This window comes from Streptomyces sp. NL15-2K, assembly GCF_030551255.1.
In the GTDB taxonomy this organism is placed as follows: domain Bacteria; phylum Actinomycetota; class Actinomycetes; order Streptomycetales; family Streptomycetaceae; genus Streptomyces.
Genome location: NZ_CP130630.1, coordinates 11742841 through 11760363 on the forward strand (window position 1 = coordinate 11742841; position 17523 = coordinate 11760363).

Below are 17523 nucleotides of genomic sequence, written 5' to 3' on the forward strand. Positions count from 1 at the left end.
ACACTCGTTCAGCATGTGAACGGAGGGCCGGACCGATGGCACCAACCCCGGGCGACGCGGCCTACGTCGGCAAGCGCACCTTACGAGTTGAGGATCTACGACTTCTGACCGGCACCGGCACGTACGTCGACGACGTCGTGCGGCCCGGAATGCTGCACGCCTGCTTCGTCCGCAGCCCGATGGCCCGGGCCCGCGTCCTCGGCGTCGACGTGTCCGAGGCACTCCGACTGGACGGGGTGCACGCCGTGTTCGTCGCGTCGGACCTCAACCCCGGCGTCCGCGAGCAGTGGTACACGCTGAACGGACGCGACGACCCGGACACTCCCCGGCCGCCCCTCGCCGACGGCGAGGTGCGGTTCGTCGGCGACCCGGTGGCGATGGTCGTGGCCACGGACCGCTACATCGCCGAGGACGCCGCCGAGTTGGTGGTCGTCGACTACGACCCGCTGCCCCCGGTCGTCGACTACGTGAAGGCCCTCGACTCCACCGAATCGGTGCACGCCGACCGGCCGGACAACCTCGTCGGTCAGCTCGGCGGACGCCCCATGGCGGACCTCGAACCGGTCTTCGAGCGGGCGCCGCACGTCGTCAGCCAGACCGTGTACCAGCAGTCCCACGGGCCGGTCCCGATGGAGACCCGGGGGATCGTCGCCGAGTGGGCCGCGGCCGGCGGGGAGATGACGATCTGGGCGGCGACCCAGTCCCCGCACGAGGTCCGGTCCTTCTGCGCGCGCCTCCTCGGCATCGCCGAGCACCGGGTGCGTGTCGTGATGCGGGACACCGGCGGTGGGTTCGGCCAGAAGGTGCTGCCGCAGCGCGAGGACATGTGTGTGATGCTCGCCGCCGCCCGACTGCCCGTCGCGATCAAGTGGATCGAGGACCGGCAGGAGCACCTCCTCGCGGCAGGACAGGCGCGCCACGAGCACGGCGAGGCACGGATGGCCTTCGACGACGACGGCGGGATCCTGGCCGCGACCCTCGACCACGTCCAGGACGCGGGTGCCTACCCGACACCGTCTCCGGTGCAGAGCGGCATCGCGGTCGGCATGCTCTTCCCCGGCCCCTACCGGATCCCTGAGGGCACGTTCTCGTCGCGGTTCGTGTTCTCCAACACCAGCGGTCGGGTCGCCTACCGAGGACCCTGGCAGTACGAGTCGATGGCCCGCGAGACCCTGCTCGACACCGCCGCGCGCCAACTGGGCCTGGATCCCGTGGAATTACGGCGCCGGAACATGCTGAGCCGTGAGGAACTGCCCACGGCGAACTTCAACGGCATGCCCTACGACCACATCTCCCCGCGCGAGACCTTCGAGCAGGCCCTGACGATGCTCGACTACGAGGCCTTCCGCCGGGAACAGGAGCGCGCCCGGGAGCAGGGCCGCTATCTGGGCGTCGGCACCTGCACGTACGTCGAACCCACCGCGGGCGCCACGCCCTTCCACGCCACCGAGGGAGCGACGATACGCATCGAGCCCTCCGGCAAGGTCAACGTGTATGTCGCCGGAGGGTCGTGCGGCAACAGCCTGGAGACCACGGTCGTCCAACTGACCGCCGACTCGCTCGGCGTCGCCATCGAGGACGTCAGCACCGTGCAGGGTGACACGGCCGTCACCCCGTACGGAGCCGGCACCGGCGGCAGCCGGTCGGGCCCCATGACGGCGGGCGCGATCGCCGGGACGGCGGGGGAACTGCGGGAGCGGATCCGCGCGATCGCCGCCCACCGGCTCGAAGTCCCCGTCGAGGAGGTCGAGTTCGTCCGGGGACGTGCGTGGGCCAAGGGGAGCCCCGGCGAGGCCGGGCTCACCCTCGCCGAGATCGCCGACATCGCGTACTACCAGGTCCACGCCCTGCCGCCCGGGGTGCCTGCCGGGCTGGAGGCGAGCGGCCGCTACCACACCCCGCATCTGATGATCTGGGCGAACGCGACGCACGTGTGCACGTGCGAGGTGGACGTGGTGACCGGAGAGGTGAAGCTGCTGAGGTACATCGTGAGCGAGGACTGCGGCCCGATGATCAACCCGAGTGTCGTGGAGGGACAGATCTTCGGCGGCACCGTCCAGGGGATCGGCGGCGCGCTCTACGAGCAGCTGGCCTACGACGATGACGGCAACCCCATGTCGACCACGTTCATGGACTACCTGCTGCCCACGGCCACCGAGGTGCCGGTCATCGAGGTGGGGCACGTCGAGACGCCCAGCCCAGGACCCGGTGGATACAAGGGAGTCGGCGAGGGCGGCGCGATCGGCTCCGCCCCGGCCGTGGTGAACGCGGTCGCCGACGCCCTCGCGCCTCTCGGCGTGCGGATCAGCCGTCTGCCGCTGACACCGTCGTCCATCGTCGGCCTCGTGGAGGAGGCCCGGACACGGCAGGCGGTGACCCTGTGAAGCCCGCACCCTTCACGTACCACGCCCCGGCCGACGCGGACGAAGCGGTAGGCCTGCTGGCCGAGCTGGGCGACGAGGCGAAGGCCATCGCGGGAGGGCAGAGCCTCGTTCCGATGCTGGCCCTGCGCCTGGCGTCCTTCGGGCACCTCGTCGACCTGCGCCGCCTGGACGAACTGCGCGGCATCGAACGTCGCGGCGACGACACGGTGTGGATCGGGGCCGCCACCACCCAGGCCACCGTCCAGCGCTCCGACGAGGCCCGCACCGCCGTCCCGCTCCTCGCCCGCGCCACCCCCTTCATCGGGCACTTCCAGATCCGCAGCCGCGGAACCGTGGGCGGTTCGCTGGCGCACGCCGACTCCGCGGCCGAATACCCCGCGGTGGCACTGACGCTGGACGCCGAGCTGGAAGCACTGTCACCGCGAGGCCGCCGCACCATTCCAGCAGCGCGTTTCCTGACCGGCATGTGGAGCACCGCCCTGGCCGACGACGAGCTGCTCACCGGGGTCAACTTCCCGATATGGAAAGGACGTTGCGGCTTCGCCATCGAGGAGTTCGCCCGCCGGAGCGGAGACTTCGCCATCGCCGGGGCGACGGTCGCGCTCCGTACGGACGACGACGGCCGCCTCGACCGGTGCGCCATCGGCCTGTTCGGGCTCGGCCCGACCGCGGTCCGCGCTCGGGACACCGAGGCCGCCCTCATCGGCTCCGCCCCCCTCGAAGCCGATGCCGAGGAGATCGGGCGGACCGCGACCGAAGGCCTCGGCTCCGTCCCCTCCGATCTGCACGGGTCGGCCCCCTACCGCACCCGCGTGGGCGCCGCCATGGTCGCCCGCGCCTGGCGACGCGCCGTACAGGAGGCACTCCATGGCTGACGTGGACACTATCGAGATTCACGTACGCGTCAACGGGACCAGCCGCCGGGAGACCATAAGACCCCGGCTGACCCTCGCCGACTTCCTCCGTGTGAACTGCGGTCTCACAGGCACCCACCTGGGCTGCGAGCACGGCGTCTGTGGCGCGTGCACGGTGCTGCTGGACGGGGAGGCGGTCCGTGCCTGCCTGGTGTTCGCCGTGCAGGCCCACGACGCGGAGGTGACGACCGTCGAGGGACTCACCGGGCCCGATGGCCAACTCTCCACGGTCCAGGCAGCGTTCCGCGAACACCATGGACTGCAGTGCGGGTTCTGCACGCCGGGCTTCGTCGTCTCGGTCACCGCGTTCCTGGCCGAGAACCCCAAGCCCACCGACGAGGAGATCCGCGAGGCACTGACCGGGAACCTGTGCCGCTGCACCGGCTATCAGGGGATCGTGAACGCCGTCCGGGCCGCCGCCGACACAGCGGGCACCGCGGTGACGGAGGGCCCGGCATGAAACTGGAGAACACCCTCAGCATTCCCGTGGCGGTGGAGGACGCCTGGCGGGTCCTCCTCGACGTCGAGCGTGTCGCGCCCTGCGTTCCCGGAGCGACGCTCACGGGCAGCGACGGCGACGAACACCGCGGCAGGATCAAGGTCAAACTGGGCCCCATCGGTCTCACCTACAACGGCACCGTCACCTTCCTGTCGCGAGACGAGCGGAACAGGGTCGTGGTCCTGGAGGCGGGCGGCAGGGAGGCACGCGGCAACGGAACCGCGAAGGCGCTGGTGACCTGCCGTCTCACCGACGCCGGCGACGACCGCACCGACATACACGTGGAGACCGAGCTCAACGTCACGGGCAAGCCCGCCCAGTTCGGCCGTGGCACCCTCGCCGAGGTGTCCGGTGCCCTGATGGACCGCTTCGCCGAGAACCTGGCCGCCGAACTGGCCGCCGACTCCCGGAAACCCGCGGAACTTTCAGCGCATCCGGCTGCCGAGGAACGTTCCGCGCATCCTGCCGCCTCGGACGGGACCACCGCCGCCCCGCTCGACCTCATCGACGCGACCGGCGCGGGCGCCCTCAAGCGGGCCGTTCCGATCGCGCTGGCCGCCGCCCTGCTGATCCTCGCCCTCGGCCTGCGCGGCCGACGACGGCACCACCGGTGACCGGGTTACCCGGCCGCCGAGAACACCTCCCCAGCCTGCCCTTCCACCAGGAACGAGGTACACCATGCCCGGACGAGTCGAAGGAAAAGTCGCCTTCATCACCGGCGCGGCACGCGGTCAGGGACGCAGCCACGCGATCCGCCTCGCCGAGGAGGGCGCCGATATCATCGCCGTCGACGTGTGCAAGCAGCTCGACGGCGTCAGGTTCCCCATGTCGACCCCGGAGGACCTGGAGGAGACGGTCAACCGGGTGCAGAAGCTGGGACGGCGCATCGTCGCCGTGCAGGCCGACGTACGCGACCACGACGCGCTCAAGGCCGCCGTGGACGACGGCGTGGCCCAGCTGGGCCGCCTGGACATCGTGTGTGCCAACGCGGGCCTCGGCAGCGACGGAGCCCGCCTCGACGCCATGGACGAGAAGACCTGGCGGGACATGATCGACGTCAACCTGACCGGAGTCTGGCTCACCACCAAGGTCTCCACGCCGCACATCGTCGCCGGCGGGCGGGGCGGCTCGGTCATCCTCACCAGCTCCGTCGGCGGCCTGCGCGGCCACGCCAACATCGGGCACTACATCGCCGCCAAGCACGGGGTGGTGGGCCTGATGCGCACGCTCGCCTGGGAGCTCGGCGAGCACAACATCAGGGTCAACTCGGTGCACCCCACCCAGGTGAACACGCCGATGGTGATGCACGACGAGACGTACCGGATGTTCCGGCCGGACCTGGAGAACCCCACCGTCGACGACTTCGCCGCCGTGTCTCAGGGCATGCACCTGCTGCCCACCCCCTGGGTGGAGCCGGTCGACATCAGCAACGCCGTCCTCTACCTCGCCTCGGACGAAGGCCGCTTCGTCACCGGCACGACCATGACCATCGACGCGGGAGCCATGCTGAAATGACCACCGCCCGGCCACCCCTGTACTGGGACCCCTTCGACGCGGAACTCGCCAAGGACCCCTACCCCCTGTACGCCCGCCTGCGCGAGGAAGCCCCGCTGTACCGCAACGACCGGCACGACTTCTATGCGGTCAGCCGGTACGCCGACTGCCAGAGCGGCCTGGCGGACTGGCGGACGTTCTCCTCCGTGCGTGGCGACATCCTGGAGATCATCCAGAGCGGTATGGAGATGCCGTCCGGCACCCTGATCTTCGAGGACCCGCCGGTCCACGACATCCACCGCAGGCTGCTCGCCCGGGTCTTCACCCCGCGCCGGATCGCCCAGCTGGAGCCGAAGATCCGGGCCTTCTGCGAGCGCGTCCTGGAACCCGTCACCGGCGCCGAGCGCTTCGACCTGGTCGAGGCCGTCGGTGCGGAGATGCCGATGCGGGTGATCGGGATGCTGCTCGGTATCCCCGAGGCCGACCAGGCGACCTTCCGCGACCGCACGGACGCCACCCTGGAGACCGGCGACGGCGGCCGGATCGCCCAGGAGGACATCCTCAACACCGAGGGTTTCCAGGACTACATCGAGTGGCGCAAGAAGCATCCCTCCGACGACCTCATGACCGAGCTCATGACCGCCGAGTTCGAGGACGAGAACGGGAACCGGCGCACCCTCACCGACGGGGAGGTCCTCACCTACTGCACGGTGGTCGCGGGCGCCGGAAACGAGACGACGGGCCGGCTCATCGGCTGGTTCGGCGCGGTCATGGCCCGCTACCCGGAAGCCCGGCGGGAGCTGGTGGCCGACCCGTCCCTCATCCCGAACGCCATCGAGGAGATCCTGCGATTCGAGCCGACCGGCCCGTTCACCGCCCGATACGTCACCAAGGACGTGGAACTCCACGGCCGGACGGTGCCGGCCGGCAGCGCCATGCTCTTCATCCAGGCCGCCGCCAACCGCGACCCGGAGCGCTTCGACGACCCGGACCGCTTCGACATCCACCGGGTCACCCAGCACATGTCGTTCGGCGTCGGCGCCCACTACTGCCTGGGCGCCGCGCTGGCCCGACTGGAAGGAAAGGTGGCGGCGGAGGAGATCCTGCGGCGCTTCCCGGACTGGGAGGTGGACTGGGAGGGCGCGGAGCTGGCCCAGACCTCGACCGTCCGGGGCTGGAAGACGCTGCCGCTCGTCATCCCAAGCGCCTGAGGAGCCCAAGGAGTTCGAGGAGTTCGAGGAGCCCGATGATGACGGATCGTTGGAAAGTCACGGTCGACCCGCGGACCTGCGTCCGTACGGGGCTGTGCGCGGCCTCGGCGCCGAAGGAGTTCGAACTCGACGAGCGGGGGCAGGGCCGGGTGACAGCCGACACCCTGCCCGCCTCCGAGGAGGTACTCGAAGTCGCCGAGTCCTGCCCGATCGAGGCGATCTCGATCGCCGACGCGGACACAGGGGAAGCGGTCTTTCCTCCGGAGTCGTGAACGTGGGGCGGGGACGTCACGCCGGACACGGCGTTCCCGCCTGCCCACCCCCGTGAGCACGTGGCTCGGCGCAGTGCTTCAACTGGCGTCCTCCTCGGGAGGGCAGAGCGCCGGGGACCTGGAAGCGGGCGTAGGCTGCGCGAAGCCGGCCGGGCGGGGCCGACCGGCCGTACCGCTCGACCGCGGCGTGGTGGACGACGACCGCGCACTCGACCAGTGGATCCGGACGCACCTCGGAACGGCCCGGCACACGTGCGGCACCGCACCGGTGGGGCCGCAGGGCGCGGTCGACGCCCACGGGAGGTGCACGGAGTGACCGGCCTGCGGGTGGCCGACACCTCCGTTCTCCCGGAGGCGCCGCCGCGGTGACAGCAGCAGCACGACCGCCGTCGAGGTGGCCCGCACGGCGGCCACCGTCGTCCTCATCGGGGAACTCGCCGCGGAATCCCCGCGCCGTCCGTGAGCCCGGCCCGTTCCGGGCGACGCGCGGTCAGGCGGGTTTGGCCGCCCACGCCGCCTCGACCGCGTCCGCGAGCGCGTCGCCCTTCGCGAAGCCGTAGTAGGCGGCGAACTGCAGCACGATCTCGTCCATCTCCTCCTTGGTGAGGTCACCGGAGTGGAGCGCCGCACCGACGTGCGTGCGCAGCGGGAGCGGCGAGTCGTCGATCGCGACGCTGGCGACGGTGATGATCCGGCGCTCTCGGCGCGTGAGGCCGGGCCGCTGCCAGACGTGCCCGAACACGAAGCCCAGGATTCCCGCGTGCCGGTACGGTGAGTTGGCCGGCGGGGCGGGGGTGAGGTTGACGTCGATGAACTCCTCCACGCCACGCTCCAGCCGCTTCTCCATGTCACCCGGACCCAGCGTGCCGTTCTCCAGGACCGGCCAGGGCGGGGTCTCCTCGCCGCGTTCGCGGTGGATACGGTCCCACTGGCGGCCGATGGCACCTTCGAGGTGCGACGCTTTGGGCCAGCCGCAGTAGACCGCGAAGTGCAGCACGAACTCGAGCATCTCCGTGAGGTCGATGTCACCGCCGGCGAGTGCCGCGTGGACGTGCTCCTCGATCGGGTCGGGCGAGTCGGCGGCGGCCACGCAGGTGAGGGTGACCCAGCGGCGGTCCCGCCTGCTCAGTCCGGGCCGCGACCACACCTGCCCGTACAGGAAGTCGCGGGATGCCCGTGCGAACGGTGTCTGACCTGACGGGAGTTGATCGGTCGTCAGGACCTCGGCGGCGGTTCGGGCCGCCTGGCTGTCGTTCATGAGTGCCTCCTGGCGTGTTCACGCGCGGATGAAGACGTTCTTGGTCTGGAGGAACTCGAACAGCCCTTCCCTGCCGCCCTCGCGGCCGTGACCGCTCTGCTTGTAGCCGCCGAAGGGGGCACCCGGCGGCTGCCCGGACGCTCCGTTGACGTGCACGGTGCCTGCCTGCAGTTGGGGAACGACACGCTGCACCCGCGACACGTCACGGGTGTACAGGACAGCGCCCAGGCCGTACGGGGTGGAGTTGGCCAGCGCGACCGCCTCCTCCTCGGTGCCGAACGGGAGAATCGACAGGACCGGGCCGAACACCTCGTGCCGTGCGACGTCACTGCCGGGATCGACATCGGCGAGGACGGTCGGCTCGACGAAGTACCCGTCGCGGACCTCCGGTGCCAGCGCCGCCGGGTCGACGGCGTGGCCGCCCACGACGAGCCTGCTGCTGTCGGCCGCCTGCTCGATCACCCCGAGAATCCGGTCGCGGGCCGCGGCCGCGATCACGGGACCGAGCGCCGTGGTCGGGGCGAAGGGGTCGCCGACCCCCAGCGACGTGGTGGCCTGGGCGGCCGTCCGCACGACGCGCTCGTACACGTCGCGGTGGACCAGCAGGCGCGTGGTGAGGTTGCAGCCCTGGCCGGAGAGATTGAAGCAGGAACGGACCGTTGAGGCGACGGCCTCGTCGAGATCGGCGTCGGGGAACACCACGCTCGCCGTCTTGCCACCGAGTTCGAGCAGGACCGGCTTGAGGCTGTGGCGCGCGGAGTCGAGGATCTTCTTCGCGGTCGGGATCCCGCCGGTGAAGGAGATCATGTCGACGTCGGGGTGGCGTACGAGGTGTTCGCCGGCCTCGGGCCCGCCCGGCAGGATGTGCAGCACCCCGGGCGGCAGCCCTGCCTCCAGGGCGATCTCCGCGAAGCGCGCCACCGTGAACGGCGCGAGATCGGGAGACTTGACGACGACACAGTTCCCGGCGGCGAGCGCGGGCGCGATCTTCATGCCGACCGACATGATCGGACCGTTCCAGGTCAGGATGATCCCGACGACCCCGTACGGCTCCGGGACGGTGTAGTCGAGGCCCGGGACCATCACCGGGCTCGGCGGAATCGTCGCGCCTTCGATCTTGTCGGCCCAGCCGGCGTAGTACCCGAACCACCCGGCGCACAGGTGGGCGAGCGCCGACGACATGGTGATGGGGGCGCCGAGTTCGAGGGTCGTGAGACGGCCCAGCTCGGGGACGCGCGCCAGCATCAACTCCTCGACGCGCTGGAGGATCCGCCGCCGCTTGTCAGGTGACGTGGCCCGCCACTCCGGGTGGGCCGCCTTGGCCGCGGCCACGGCGTCGTCGACCTCCTGCGGACCGCACAGGAGGACGGAGCCGTTGGTGCGGGCGGTCGCGGGATTGACGTGGTCGACCGCGCCCGTGGACGTCTTGTCGAGCCAGGTGCCGTTGACGAGAGGGCCGGTGACGCCGAGATCGCCGGTCGCGCCCGGACTGGAGGAACGGGAGGAAGGAGAGGAGGTTGTCGTCATGTCTGCCGCCTGTTCTCGTTCTCGTACGGGTGGGCGGTGCGCCGGGTCACGATGTCGGTGGGCCGTTCAGCAACGACAAGGTGTGTGCCGCGAGTTGGGCGAGCCTGGCGGGTTCGGTGACCTCGGCGGTGCGGGCGACGTCACGCATGATGTCGACGTCCTTGAGCAACAAGGGCCGGGCCTGGCGCAGCCCGGCAGTGTTGAAGCCGGACGCGGACAGGATCGCCGCCGCCCGGGTGCCGCCGCTGCCGTGCCCGAGGACCCGCGCGACCGCCGCACGGTCCATGCCGAGTTGCTCGGCGAAGGAGAAGGTGTCGAGGGCCAGCCCGACCTGGGCGGTGAACACGAAGTTGTTGAGGAGCTTGGTGAGTTGGCCGCTGCCGAGGGGGCCGAGGTGGATCACCGGGTCCGCGAAGGTCTCGAACACCGGACGACAGCGGTCGACATCCGCTTCCTCCCCGCCGGCCATCACCAGCAGCTTGCGTTCCGCGGCCGCGCCGCCCCCGCCGCTGACCGGGGCGTCCACGATGGATATGTCGCGCCCCGCGGCCTCGTCGGCGATGTGCCGGCAGGTGTCCGGGCGGATCGTGGAGTGGATGACCACGACCCCGCCCGGTGCCATGCCCGCCAGGACACCGTCGGGTCGCAGCAGTACGTCCTCGACGTCGGCGTCCGCGACGACGCACAGACACACGAGGTCGCTCGCCGCCCCCAACTCGGCCGGCGAGTCGGCCACGACGGCGGCCGTGTCGGCGAATCCGTCTGTGGACGCACGGCGCCGCGCCCACAGCGTCAGGGGATACGACTCCTCGACGATGCGACGGGCCATCGGCCCACCCTGACTGCCCAGACCGATGAATCCGACGCGCGCGCGAGGCATGGCGTCCGTCATGGGTGTGCCCCTCTCTCGTGCCGCCTCTGATTCCTCGCAGCCGGGCTCACAGCCGGGCTCACAGCCGCGTGACCCAGCCGCCGTCGACGCTGATCGTCTGCCCGTTGATCCACTCACCGGCGGAAGACGCCAGCAGGAGCAGCGTGCCGAGCAGGTCCTCCGGGGGCGCGGACTTCTTGCCGGGGATGGCGGAGGCGAGGGCGGCGCGGGCGGGGTGGTCCGCGGGCAGACTCCTGAACCCGGGCTCGTTCTCCACGAGTCCGGGCGCGATGGCATTGACGTTGATGCCCAGCGGGCCGAGCGAACGGGCCAGGCCGACGGTGACGTTGACCAGGGCGAGCTTGCTCACGCCGTAGATGCCGCCCCCCATGAAGGCCCCGGCGGACACCTGGTTGATGATCCGCCCGCCACCGCGCTCGACCATCGACGCCTTGACCGCACCAGCGCAGATGATGGCCCCCAGCACGTTGACCCGCATGACGCGGTCGAACCACTCGGTCGGCAGCTCCAGAAGGTCCACCTGGGGTATGTCGGCCATCAACGCGGCGTTGTTGACGAGGATGTCGATCCCGCCGAACGCACCGATGGCCTGCTCGGCCATGGCGGCGGCGGAATCGCGGTCGGTGATGTCGACCCGCACGCCGAGGGCGCGCAGACCGTCGGAGGAGAGGGACTTGGCCGCTCGGTCGGCGCCCTCGCCGTCGAGATCGGCCAGGACGACCCGGGCGCCGGCCTCGGCCAGGGCCCGGGCGTAGACCTGGCCGATGGCGCCGGCGCCACCGGTGACGACGGCGACCTTGCCGTCCAGGCTCATGCGGTCGAGTGTGCTGCTCATGGCATGTCCTTGGTCAGTCGGGACAGGTAGTGATCGACATCCGCTCCGAGTTCGCGCAGCTCAGCGGCGGCTTCCTGTGCGGTGAGGATGAGAAAACGGTCCTCGCTGACGCCGTCGGCGACGAGCTCACCGACCGACTCGGCGTCCACCACCGGGAACGCGGGGCCCTGCGGCGGTGCCGGTTCTCCGTAGAAGGTGATCTGCTCGACGATGTTGGTGGCCACACCGGCCGGGCACAGACACGAGACCCCGATGCCGCGCGGCCGCAGATACAGGGCGAGCGCCTCGGACAGCCCGACGACCGCGTGCTTCGTCGCCGTGTACGGCAGGCGGTCGTACCCGTAGGGCAACAGGCCCGCTGTGGAAGCCGTGTTGACGACATGTCCCGCGCCCTGTGCCAGCAGCACGGGCAGGAACACCAGGTTGCTGCGGACCACGCTCAACAGGTTCACGTCGATCACGCGCTGCCATGCCTCGAGAGGGATGGCCTCCACGGGGCCGACGGCCAGGATCCCGACGTTGTTCATCACCAGGTCGACGCGGCCGAACCGGTGCAGGGCCAGGTCACGGACGGCCTGGAGGTCGTCGATGACGGTCACGTCGCACGCCGCCGCGACAGCCTCGCCCCCGAGTTCGCCGAGCTCCTCCACCACGGCGTGCGCACGCTCGGCGTCGAGGTCGGTGACCACCACCCGAGCGCCGCGCCGGGCGAAGGCGTGCGCGGCGGCACGCCCGATCCCGCTGCCCGCGCCGGTGACCACCGCGACGGCGTTGTGCAGATCGATACTCATCGAACGACCGCTCCTTGCACCACGACATCACACTTAGGGAGAGGATTGTTACGCATACATGAGAATTACATTTCCATCTGGCGGGAATCGAAGCATGTGGTCGGAGTGAAGTCAACGCCTTCATCACGTGCGATGAGCCGGTGCGACCTCGTCCACCAGCCCCCACGACAAGGCCTGACCTGCCGCCAAAGTCCCACCCGACAGGGCGAGATACGCGGTCCTGTGGCGCCCGATCCGGCGCGGGATGCTTGCCGTGCCGCCGGCCCCGGGGATCAGGCCCATGCCGATCTCGGGGAGCCGGATCCGGGTGTCGGGCGTGGCGACGACCCGGGCGGCGAACGCCGCGAGCTCGATGCCCGCACCCACACACGCGCCGTGCAGGTGCGCGGTCACCCGCTCGGCACAGGGCAGGAGCCGGGCCGCCGGGCTGCGGTCGAGGCGCAGCAGGTGAGCGCGGGCGGGATCGTGCGACGTCCCGAACTCGGAGAGGTCGCCGCCGCTGCAGAAGGCAGGCCCGTTGCCCCGCAGATCGACCCGTGTCACCGACGGATCCGCGAGGACCACCGTGAGGGCTTCGCACAAGGCGTCCCTGGTGGCCGCGTCGACCGCGTTGCGCACCCAGGGGCGGTCGAGCGTGATGGTCAGCCGTTCACCGCACCGGGCCAGGCGCACCGGCTGCGAGGAGGGGCGCGCCGCACTGCGTGGCGTGGTGGCGAGCCAATGCCGGAACGCCGCGCCGCTCTGCAGGACGGAGTATGCGAGCGATTCAGCGACGAGTCGTTCCTCCGGCCCCAAGTTCCTTCCCATGCGCAGTACTTGGATCAGGGCGACGGCCGACTCGGAGCGTTCCGCCACCACGCGGGCGAGCCGGTCTGCCGCCGTTCGGGGATCGGCGTGGGTGACCCAGGGGCATGGCGCGTCCGGCGCGGCGGTGAGGAGGACGTCGTACTCCTCCGCCGGGACGTCGACGGGTTCGGCGGCGTATCCGATGACGATGGCCGGATTCGCCCCGAAGGGGGCGTCCTTCGGCAGAGAAGGGCGGGGGCTGTCCAGGTCGACGAGCCTGAGGGGCGCCTGCATGCCGGCTGGTGCTCCCCTCTCCCGCTCATGTCGACGCGAGTGTAGTTTGGCTTCCGCCATGGGAGAAGGGTGGATGCGAGAATGGAGAACTGCGCTCTTGCCGATGGTCGGTCGCCCACGTGGACGCGGTCTGCGGGGGATCGCCTCCACCCCCTTGTCGCTGTCGCGCGTGACCTCACCGAGCTCACAGGCGTGCCGGTCGACGTTGAGACGGAGCTGTTCCTGCGCGCCCGTCTCGCGGGCCTCGCCGCTCCGGGCCGCACCTCAGCCGGTGGCTCCTGTCACCTGATGCGGGCCGCCGATGGCTGGGTGGCCGTCAACCTGGCCCGCCCTGACGATCACGCCGCCCTCCCCGCCCTGCTCAACCTCCTGGGTGCCGAAGGGGAGTTGGAGGGAGACCCCTTGGGCCGGCTGAGGAGGGCGGTGGCCGCGCGCCCAGCTGCGGAGGCGGTAGGTCATGCCCAGCTCCTGGGTGTGGCCGCGGCGTTCCTCGGGTCCGAGGTCGGCCGGCGCCCACCTGTGCTGCGCGAGCGTGTCGGTCGCGCAGGGACACCGACGCCGTTCAGTGCCGTACGCGTCACGGACTTCTCCGCGCTGTGGGCCGGGCCGCTGTGCGCGCGGTTGCTCGGTCTGGCGGGGGCCGACGTGGTGAAGGTGGAGTGCGCCGGGCGGCCTGATGGCGCGCGACGCGTTTCCCCCGCCTTCTACCGGCATCTGCACCATGGCCACCGCAGCCTGGTCGTCGACTTCGCCGACCGCGACGCTCTGTTGGCCACCGTGGCCGACGCCGACGTCGTGATCGAGGCCTCCCGCCCACGCGCACTGCGCCGCCTCGGGCTGTGCGCGGAACGGTTCCTCGCCGCTCGACCCGGCCGGGTGTGGGTGAGCGTCACGGGATACGGGCGGGACGACGACCGCATCGCCTTCGGCGACGACGCGGCCGTCGCGGGGGGACTCGTATCGTCCGGGCCGGACGGCCGTGGCCCGACGTTCCTGGGTGACGCGATCGCCGATCCCGTGACCGGTATCTACGCGGCCCAGGCGGTGGCCCGCTCGCTGCGGGAAGGAGGCGGTCACCTCGTGTGCGTGTCCATGGCGGCGTGCGCTGCGGAGTTGGCCGGCTCATCGCCGGGTGACGGTGACAGAGACGACCGCGTGTGAAGGGTCTTCTCCCGTGCTGATCAAAGACGTCGAAGTCGAGGGCCGTGGCCGGGTCGACGTACGGGTGAGGGACGGGCGTATCGCCGAGGTCGGCGGACACCTGGGTGGTCGCGTCGGAATCCACGGGCGGGGCGGCGCCCTGCTGCCGGGGCTGCACGATCACCATGTCCACCTCGCTGCCCTGGCGGCCGAACCGGCTTCGGTGCGCGTCGGCCCGGACGACGTCACGGGGCTCGACCAACTCGCCGAAGCCCTGCGGGCCGGGCCGCCGGGGGAGTGGGTCCGGGCGGTCGGGTACCACGGGAGTGTCGCCGGTGAGCTGGATCGTGCGACGCTCGACCGGCTGGTGGCCGATCGGCCGGTGCGCGTGCAGCACCGCAGTGGTGAGCTGTGGGTGTGGAACGGGGCCGCACTCCGGGCCGCGGGCCTGGACGACACGGGGGACGGGCGGTTCTGGCGGTCGGACGAGCGCCTGCGCGCCTCAGTTCCGCCAATGCCGTTGGATCTGACCGGAGTTGGCCGTAGGGCAGCTGCTCGCGGTGTCACCGGCTTCACCAACGCGGACCCGCACCCGGCCGACGGCCTGCGCGAACTGCTGCTCCGGGACCTGCCGCAACGGGTCACCGTGATGAGCCTGGACCGTCGGGCGCCCGTGAAGATCCGTCTGGACGACCTCACGCTGCCCCTTCCCGACGAGTTGGCGCAGCGCATCGCGCGGGCCCGGCCGCGTCCCGTGGCCGTCCACTGCGTCACCCGCGTCCAGCTCCTCGTGACCCTGCTCGCACTCGACGAGGCAGGAAGCGTGCCCGGCGACCGCATCGAGCACGGCGCCGTGATCCCCGTCGAATCTCTGGCGTGGCTGCGGCGCCTCGGCGTCACCGTGGTCACGCAGCCGCACTTCCCGGTCGAGCGCGCCCTCGCGTACGAGGCCGATGTGCACCCCGACGACCGGCCCCACCTCTACCGCTGCGGAACGCTCGTCGCCGCCGGGATCCCTGTCGCCGCCGGTACCGACGCACCGTACGGAACCGCGGATCCGTGGGCGGTGATGCGGATGGCCGTTGGGCGGGCCGGCCCCGAAGCGCTCCCGCCTCGCGCGGCCCTCGGCCTCTTCCTGGGCACGCCCCTGGCTCCGGGCGGCCCGCGACGGACCGTGGCGCCCGGCGCACCGGCGGACCTGTGCCTGCTCCACCTGCCGCTGAGTGCCGCCCTCGACGACCTGACCGCCGATGCCGTACGCGCCACACTCGTGGCCGGTCAGACGCTGTAGCCCCCGTCGACCGCGAGGTGCTGGCCGGTGATGAAACCGGCCCGGTCGGACGCCAGGAAGGCAACGGCCTCGGCGATGTCCTGCGCGCAGCCGAACCGGCGCAGCGGGATGTTGCGACGCGTCACGGCGAGCGCGTCCGCGTCCAGTTCCCCGCTGTCGATCAGGCGGGCCGCGATCCCGTCCGTGAGCATCCCGGGCCCCACACAGTTGAACCGCACGCCGTACCGCCCCTCCTCGGCGGCCAGCGCCCGTACAACGGCCTCCACCGCACCCTTCGTGCCGGCGGACAGGCCATCGCGCACCGGGTAACGGCGGGTGGCGGCCGTCGTCACCGCGACGGCGTTCCCACCACGCTCCCGCAGCGCGGTGAGCGACGGATGCACGAGGTTGTAGAACGCCAGGGCGTCGGTGTGCAGCTGCTCCCGGTAGCGGCCCGGCGCCACCTGACTCAGGTGCACCATGGGTACGTGTGGACCGGCCGCGTACACCAGCGTGTGCAGCCCGCCGAAGTCGGAGACGGTCTCCCGGACGGCGGTGGAGGCGTCCTCCTCAACCGCCAAGTCGGCGCGCAGGGGACGGATGCGAGCGCCTTCCGTCCTCAATTCGGCCATGAGGTCCTGGGCGGCGGACTCGTTGGACCGGAACGTGAAGGCCACAGCGCTGCCGCGCCGGGCCAGGGTGCGTACGATCGCCGCGCCGATGGCTCCGGTTCCGCCCGCGACCAGCGCGGCGCCCTTCCGGTCGGCGAAGTCTCTCCCGGACAACGGCAACTCCCTCACAGGCCAAGTGACTTGGCGACGATGACCTTCATGACCTCGCTGGTCCCCGCGTAGATCCGGGTGATGCGCGCGTCGGCGTACAACCGGGCGATCGGGTACTCCCGTATGTAGCCGTAGCCGCCGAAGAGCTGAAGGCACCGGTCCACGCAGCGGCCCTGCGTCTCGGTGCAGAACAGCTTGACCTTCGCCGCGTCCGCGCCCGAGAGCCTCCCCTCGACCAGCTCCAGGACCGCGCGGTCGAGCATCGTCTGCGCGGCCTCGATCTCCGTGGCGACCGCGGCCAGTTCGAACTTGGTGTTCTGGAACGACGCCACGGAGCTGCCGAACACCGTGCGGTCCTTGACGTACGCGAGGGTCGTCTCGAGTGCCGCCCGGGTCTGCGCGACCGATCCGACGGCGACGGTCATCCGCTCCTGCGGGAGATTGCGGCCGAGGTAGGAGAACGCCTCACCCTCCTCGCCGAGCCGGTTGGCCACCGGGACCCGCACGTCGTCGAAGGCGAGCTCGACGGTGTCCTGGACCCTGATGCCGATCTTGTCGAGCTCGCGGCCACGGCTGAAACCGGGCATGCCGTCCTCGACGACGAGCAACGTCAGGCCCGCCCTGCGGTTGTCCGGAACGGACGCGGTACGGGCCACGACGATCACCAGGTCGGCCAGGAGTCCGCCGGTGATGAACGTCTTGGCGCCGCTCAGGACGTAGTGGTCGCCGTCCCGTACAGCCGTCGTCCGGATACCGGCCAGGTCGGACCCCGTGCCGGGCTCGGTCATGGCGATGGCGGTCAGGAGCTTGCCGGCGGCGAGGCCGGGGAACCAGCGGGCGCGCTGCTCCTTGTTCGCGTACGTCAAGAAGTACGGCAGGATGACGTCGAGTTGGGTGCGGACCGTGCCGAGGGTGACCAGAGCGCGGGCGGCCTCCTCCTGCAGGATCACGTTGTACCGGTAGTCGTCGACGCCCGCGCCTCCGTGCTCCTCGGGGAGCGCGAGGCCCATGACACCCAGCTCCCCGAGTCGCTCGAAGACGCCTCGGGGCAGTTGCCCGGCCCGCTCCCACTCCTCGTAGTGCGGGACGACCTCACGCGCGACGAAGTCGCGTACGAGGCGGCGGAAGGACTCGTGGTCGGCGGTGAAGAGGTCGCGGCGCACCCTGATTCCCC

Annotated in this window: 18 protein-coding genes; 10 read left to right on the forward strand and 8 right to left on the reverse strand. The window is 71.1% G+C overall.

From position 1 onward, the window contains the following. Positions 1 to 35 precede the first annotated feature (35 nt). From Q4V64_RS51420 to Q4V64_RS51455, 8 genes are all read left to right on the forward strand, one after another. Complete coding sequence (locus Q4V64_RS51420) at positions 36 to 2384, forward strand: xanthine dehydrogenase family protein molybdopterin-binding subunit (RefSeq protein ID WP_124445161.1); 2349 nt, start codon at positions 36 to 38, stop codon at positions 2382 to 2384. Further along, positions 2381 to 3259 carry a xanthine dehydrogenase family protein subunit M gene (locus tag Q4V64_RS51425; RefSeq protein ID WP_124445162.1) on the forward strand — a complete coding sequence of 293 codons (879 nt, stop codon included), beginning with the start codon at positions 2381 to 2383 and terminating at the stop codon, positions 3257 to 3259. The genes Q4V64_RS51420 and Q4V64_RS51425 overlap by 4 nt, the downstream gene beginning before the upstream one ends. Continuing rightward, positions 3252 to 3758: a (2Fe-2S)-binding protein gene (locus Q4V64_RS51430; protein ID WP_124445163.1), complete on the forward strand. Its 507-nt coding sequence runs from the start codon at positions 3252 to 3254 to the stop codon at positions 3756 to 3758. The genes Q4V64_RS51425 and Q4V64_RS51430 overlap by 8 nt, the downstream gene beginning before the upstream one ends. Further along, positions 3755 to 4411: an SRPBCC family protein gene (locus Q4V64_RS51435; protein WP_124445164.1), complete on the forward strand. Its 657-nt coding sequence runs from the start codon at positions 3755 to 3757 to the stop codon at positions 4409 to 4411. Before Q4V64_RS51430 ends, Q4V64_RS51435 begins: the two co-directional genes overlap by 4 nt. A 64-nt stretch (positions 4412 to 4475) precedes the next feature. Continuing rightward, positions 4476 to 5312: a mycofactocin-coupled SDR family oxidoreductase gene (locus Q4V64_RS51440; RefSeq protein ID WP_124445165.1), complete on the forward strand. Its 837-nt coding sequence runs from the start codon at positions 4476 to 4478 to the stop codon at positions 5310 to 5312. After that, entirely contained in the window at positions 5309 to 6502 is a 1194-nt protein-coding gene (locus Q4V64_RS51445) for a cytochrome P450 (RefSeq protein WP_124445166.1), read from the forward strand. Before Q4V64_RS51440 ends, Q4V64_RS51445 begins: the two co-directional genes overlap by 4 nt. A 35-nt stretch (positions 6503 to 6537) precedes the next feature. Then, entirely contained in the window at positions 6538 to 6774 is a 237-nt protein-coding gene (locus Q4V64_RS51450; RefSeq protein ID WP_303715112.1) for a ferredoxin, read from the forward strand. A gap of 52 nt (positions 6775 to 6826) precedes the next feature. Further along, complete coding sequence (locus Q4V64_RS51455) at positions 6827 to 7090, forward strand: hypothetical protein (protein WP_216377719.1); 264 nt, start codon at positions 6827 to 6829, stop codon at positions 7088 to 7090. Between the two features lie 174 nt (positions 7091 to 7264). On the opposite strand, the gene Q4V64_RS51460 is transcribed toward Q4V64_RS51455, so the two are convergent. The 6 genes from Q4V64_RS51460 to Q4V64_RS51485 form a co-directional block, all read right to left on the reverse strand. Next, positions 7265 to 8032 carry a carboxymuconolactone decarboxylase family protein gene (locus tag Q4V64_RS51460; RefSeq protein ID WP_124445167.1) on the reverse strand — a complete coding sequence of 256 codons (768 nt, stop codon included), beginning with the start codon at positions 8030 to 8032 and terminating at the stop codon, positions 7265 to 7267. Positions 8033 to 8050: 18 nt separating this feature from the next. Beyond that, positions 8051 to 9559 (reverse strand): aldehyde dehydrogenase family protein, encoded by a 1509-nt coding sequence (locus tag Q4V64_RS51465; protein ID WP_124445168.1) that lies wholly within the window; start codon positions 9557 to 9559, stop codon positions 8051 to 8053. A gap of 46 nt (positions 9560 to 9605) precedes the next feature. Next, entirely contained in the window at positions 9606 to 10451 is an 846-nt protein-coding gene (locus Q4V64_RS51470; RefSeq protein ID WP_306308388.1) for an NAD(P)-dependent oxidoreductase, read from the reverse strand. 58 nt (positions 10452 to 10509) lie between these two features. After that, a complete protein-coding gene (locus Q4V64_RS51475; protein WP_124445169.1) occupies positions 10510 to 11286 on the reverse strand; it encodes an SDR family oxidoreductase in 777 nt (258 codons plus the stop codon). Then, positions 11283 to 12077, reverse strand: coding sequence for an SDR family oxidoreductase (locus Q4V64_RS51480; protein ID WP_124445170.1), 795 nt, complete (start codon positions 12075 to 12077; stop codon positions 11283 to 11285). Before Q4V64_RS51480 ends, Q4V64_RS51475 begins: the two co-directional genes overlap by 4 nt. Positions 12078 to 12200: 123 nt before the next feature. Then, a complete protein-coding gene (locus Q4V64_RS51485) occupies positions 12201 to 13157 on the reverse strand; it encodes an enoyl-CoA hydratase/isomerase family protein (RefSeq protein ID WP_124445171.1) in 957 nt (318 codons plus the stop codon). A 192-nt stretch (positions 13158 to 13349) separates the two neighbouring features. Here Q4V64_RS51485 and Q4V64_RS51490 point away from each other — a divergent pair, with 192 nt between their 5' ends. Beyond that, positions 13350 to 14318: a CoA transferase gene (locus Q4V64_RS51490; RefSeq protein ID WP_253267471.1), complete on the forward strand. Its 969-nt coding sequence runs from the start codon at positions 13350 to 13352 to the stop codon at positions 14316 to 14318. Between the two features lie 13 nt (positions 14319 to 14331). Further along, on the forward strand, positions 14332 to 15588 hold the full coding sequence (locus Q4V64_RS51495) for an amidohydrolase family protein (protein WP_124445173.1): 1257 nt from the start codon (positions 14332 to 14334) through the stop codon (positions 15586 to 15588). Here Q4V64_RS51495 and Q4V64_RS51500 read toward each other — a convergent pair. Then, entirely contained in the window at positions 15576 to 16352 is a 777-nt protein-coding gene (locus Q4V64_RS51500; protein ID WP_124445174.1) for an SDR family oxidoreductase, read from the reverse strand. The two genes, Q4V64_RS51495 and Q4V64_RS51500, sit on opposite strands and share 13 nt — an antisense overlap. Positions 16353 to 16363: 11 nt before the next feature. After that, a complete protein-coding gene (locus Q4V64_RS51505; RefSeq protein ID WP_124445175.1) occupies positions 16364 to 17512 on the reverse strand; it encodes an acyl-CoA dehydrogenase family protein in 1149 nt (382 codons plus the stop codon). Positions 17513 to 17523 lie beyond the last annotated feature (11 nt).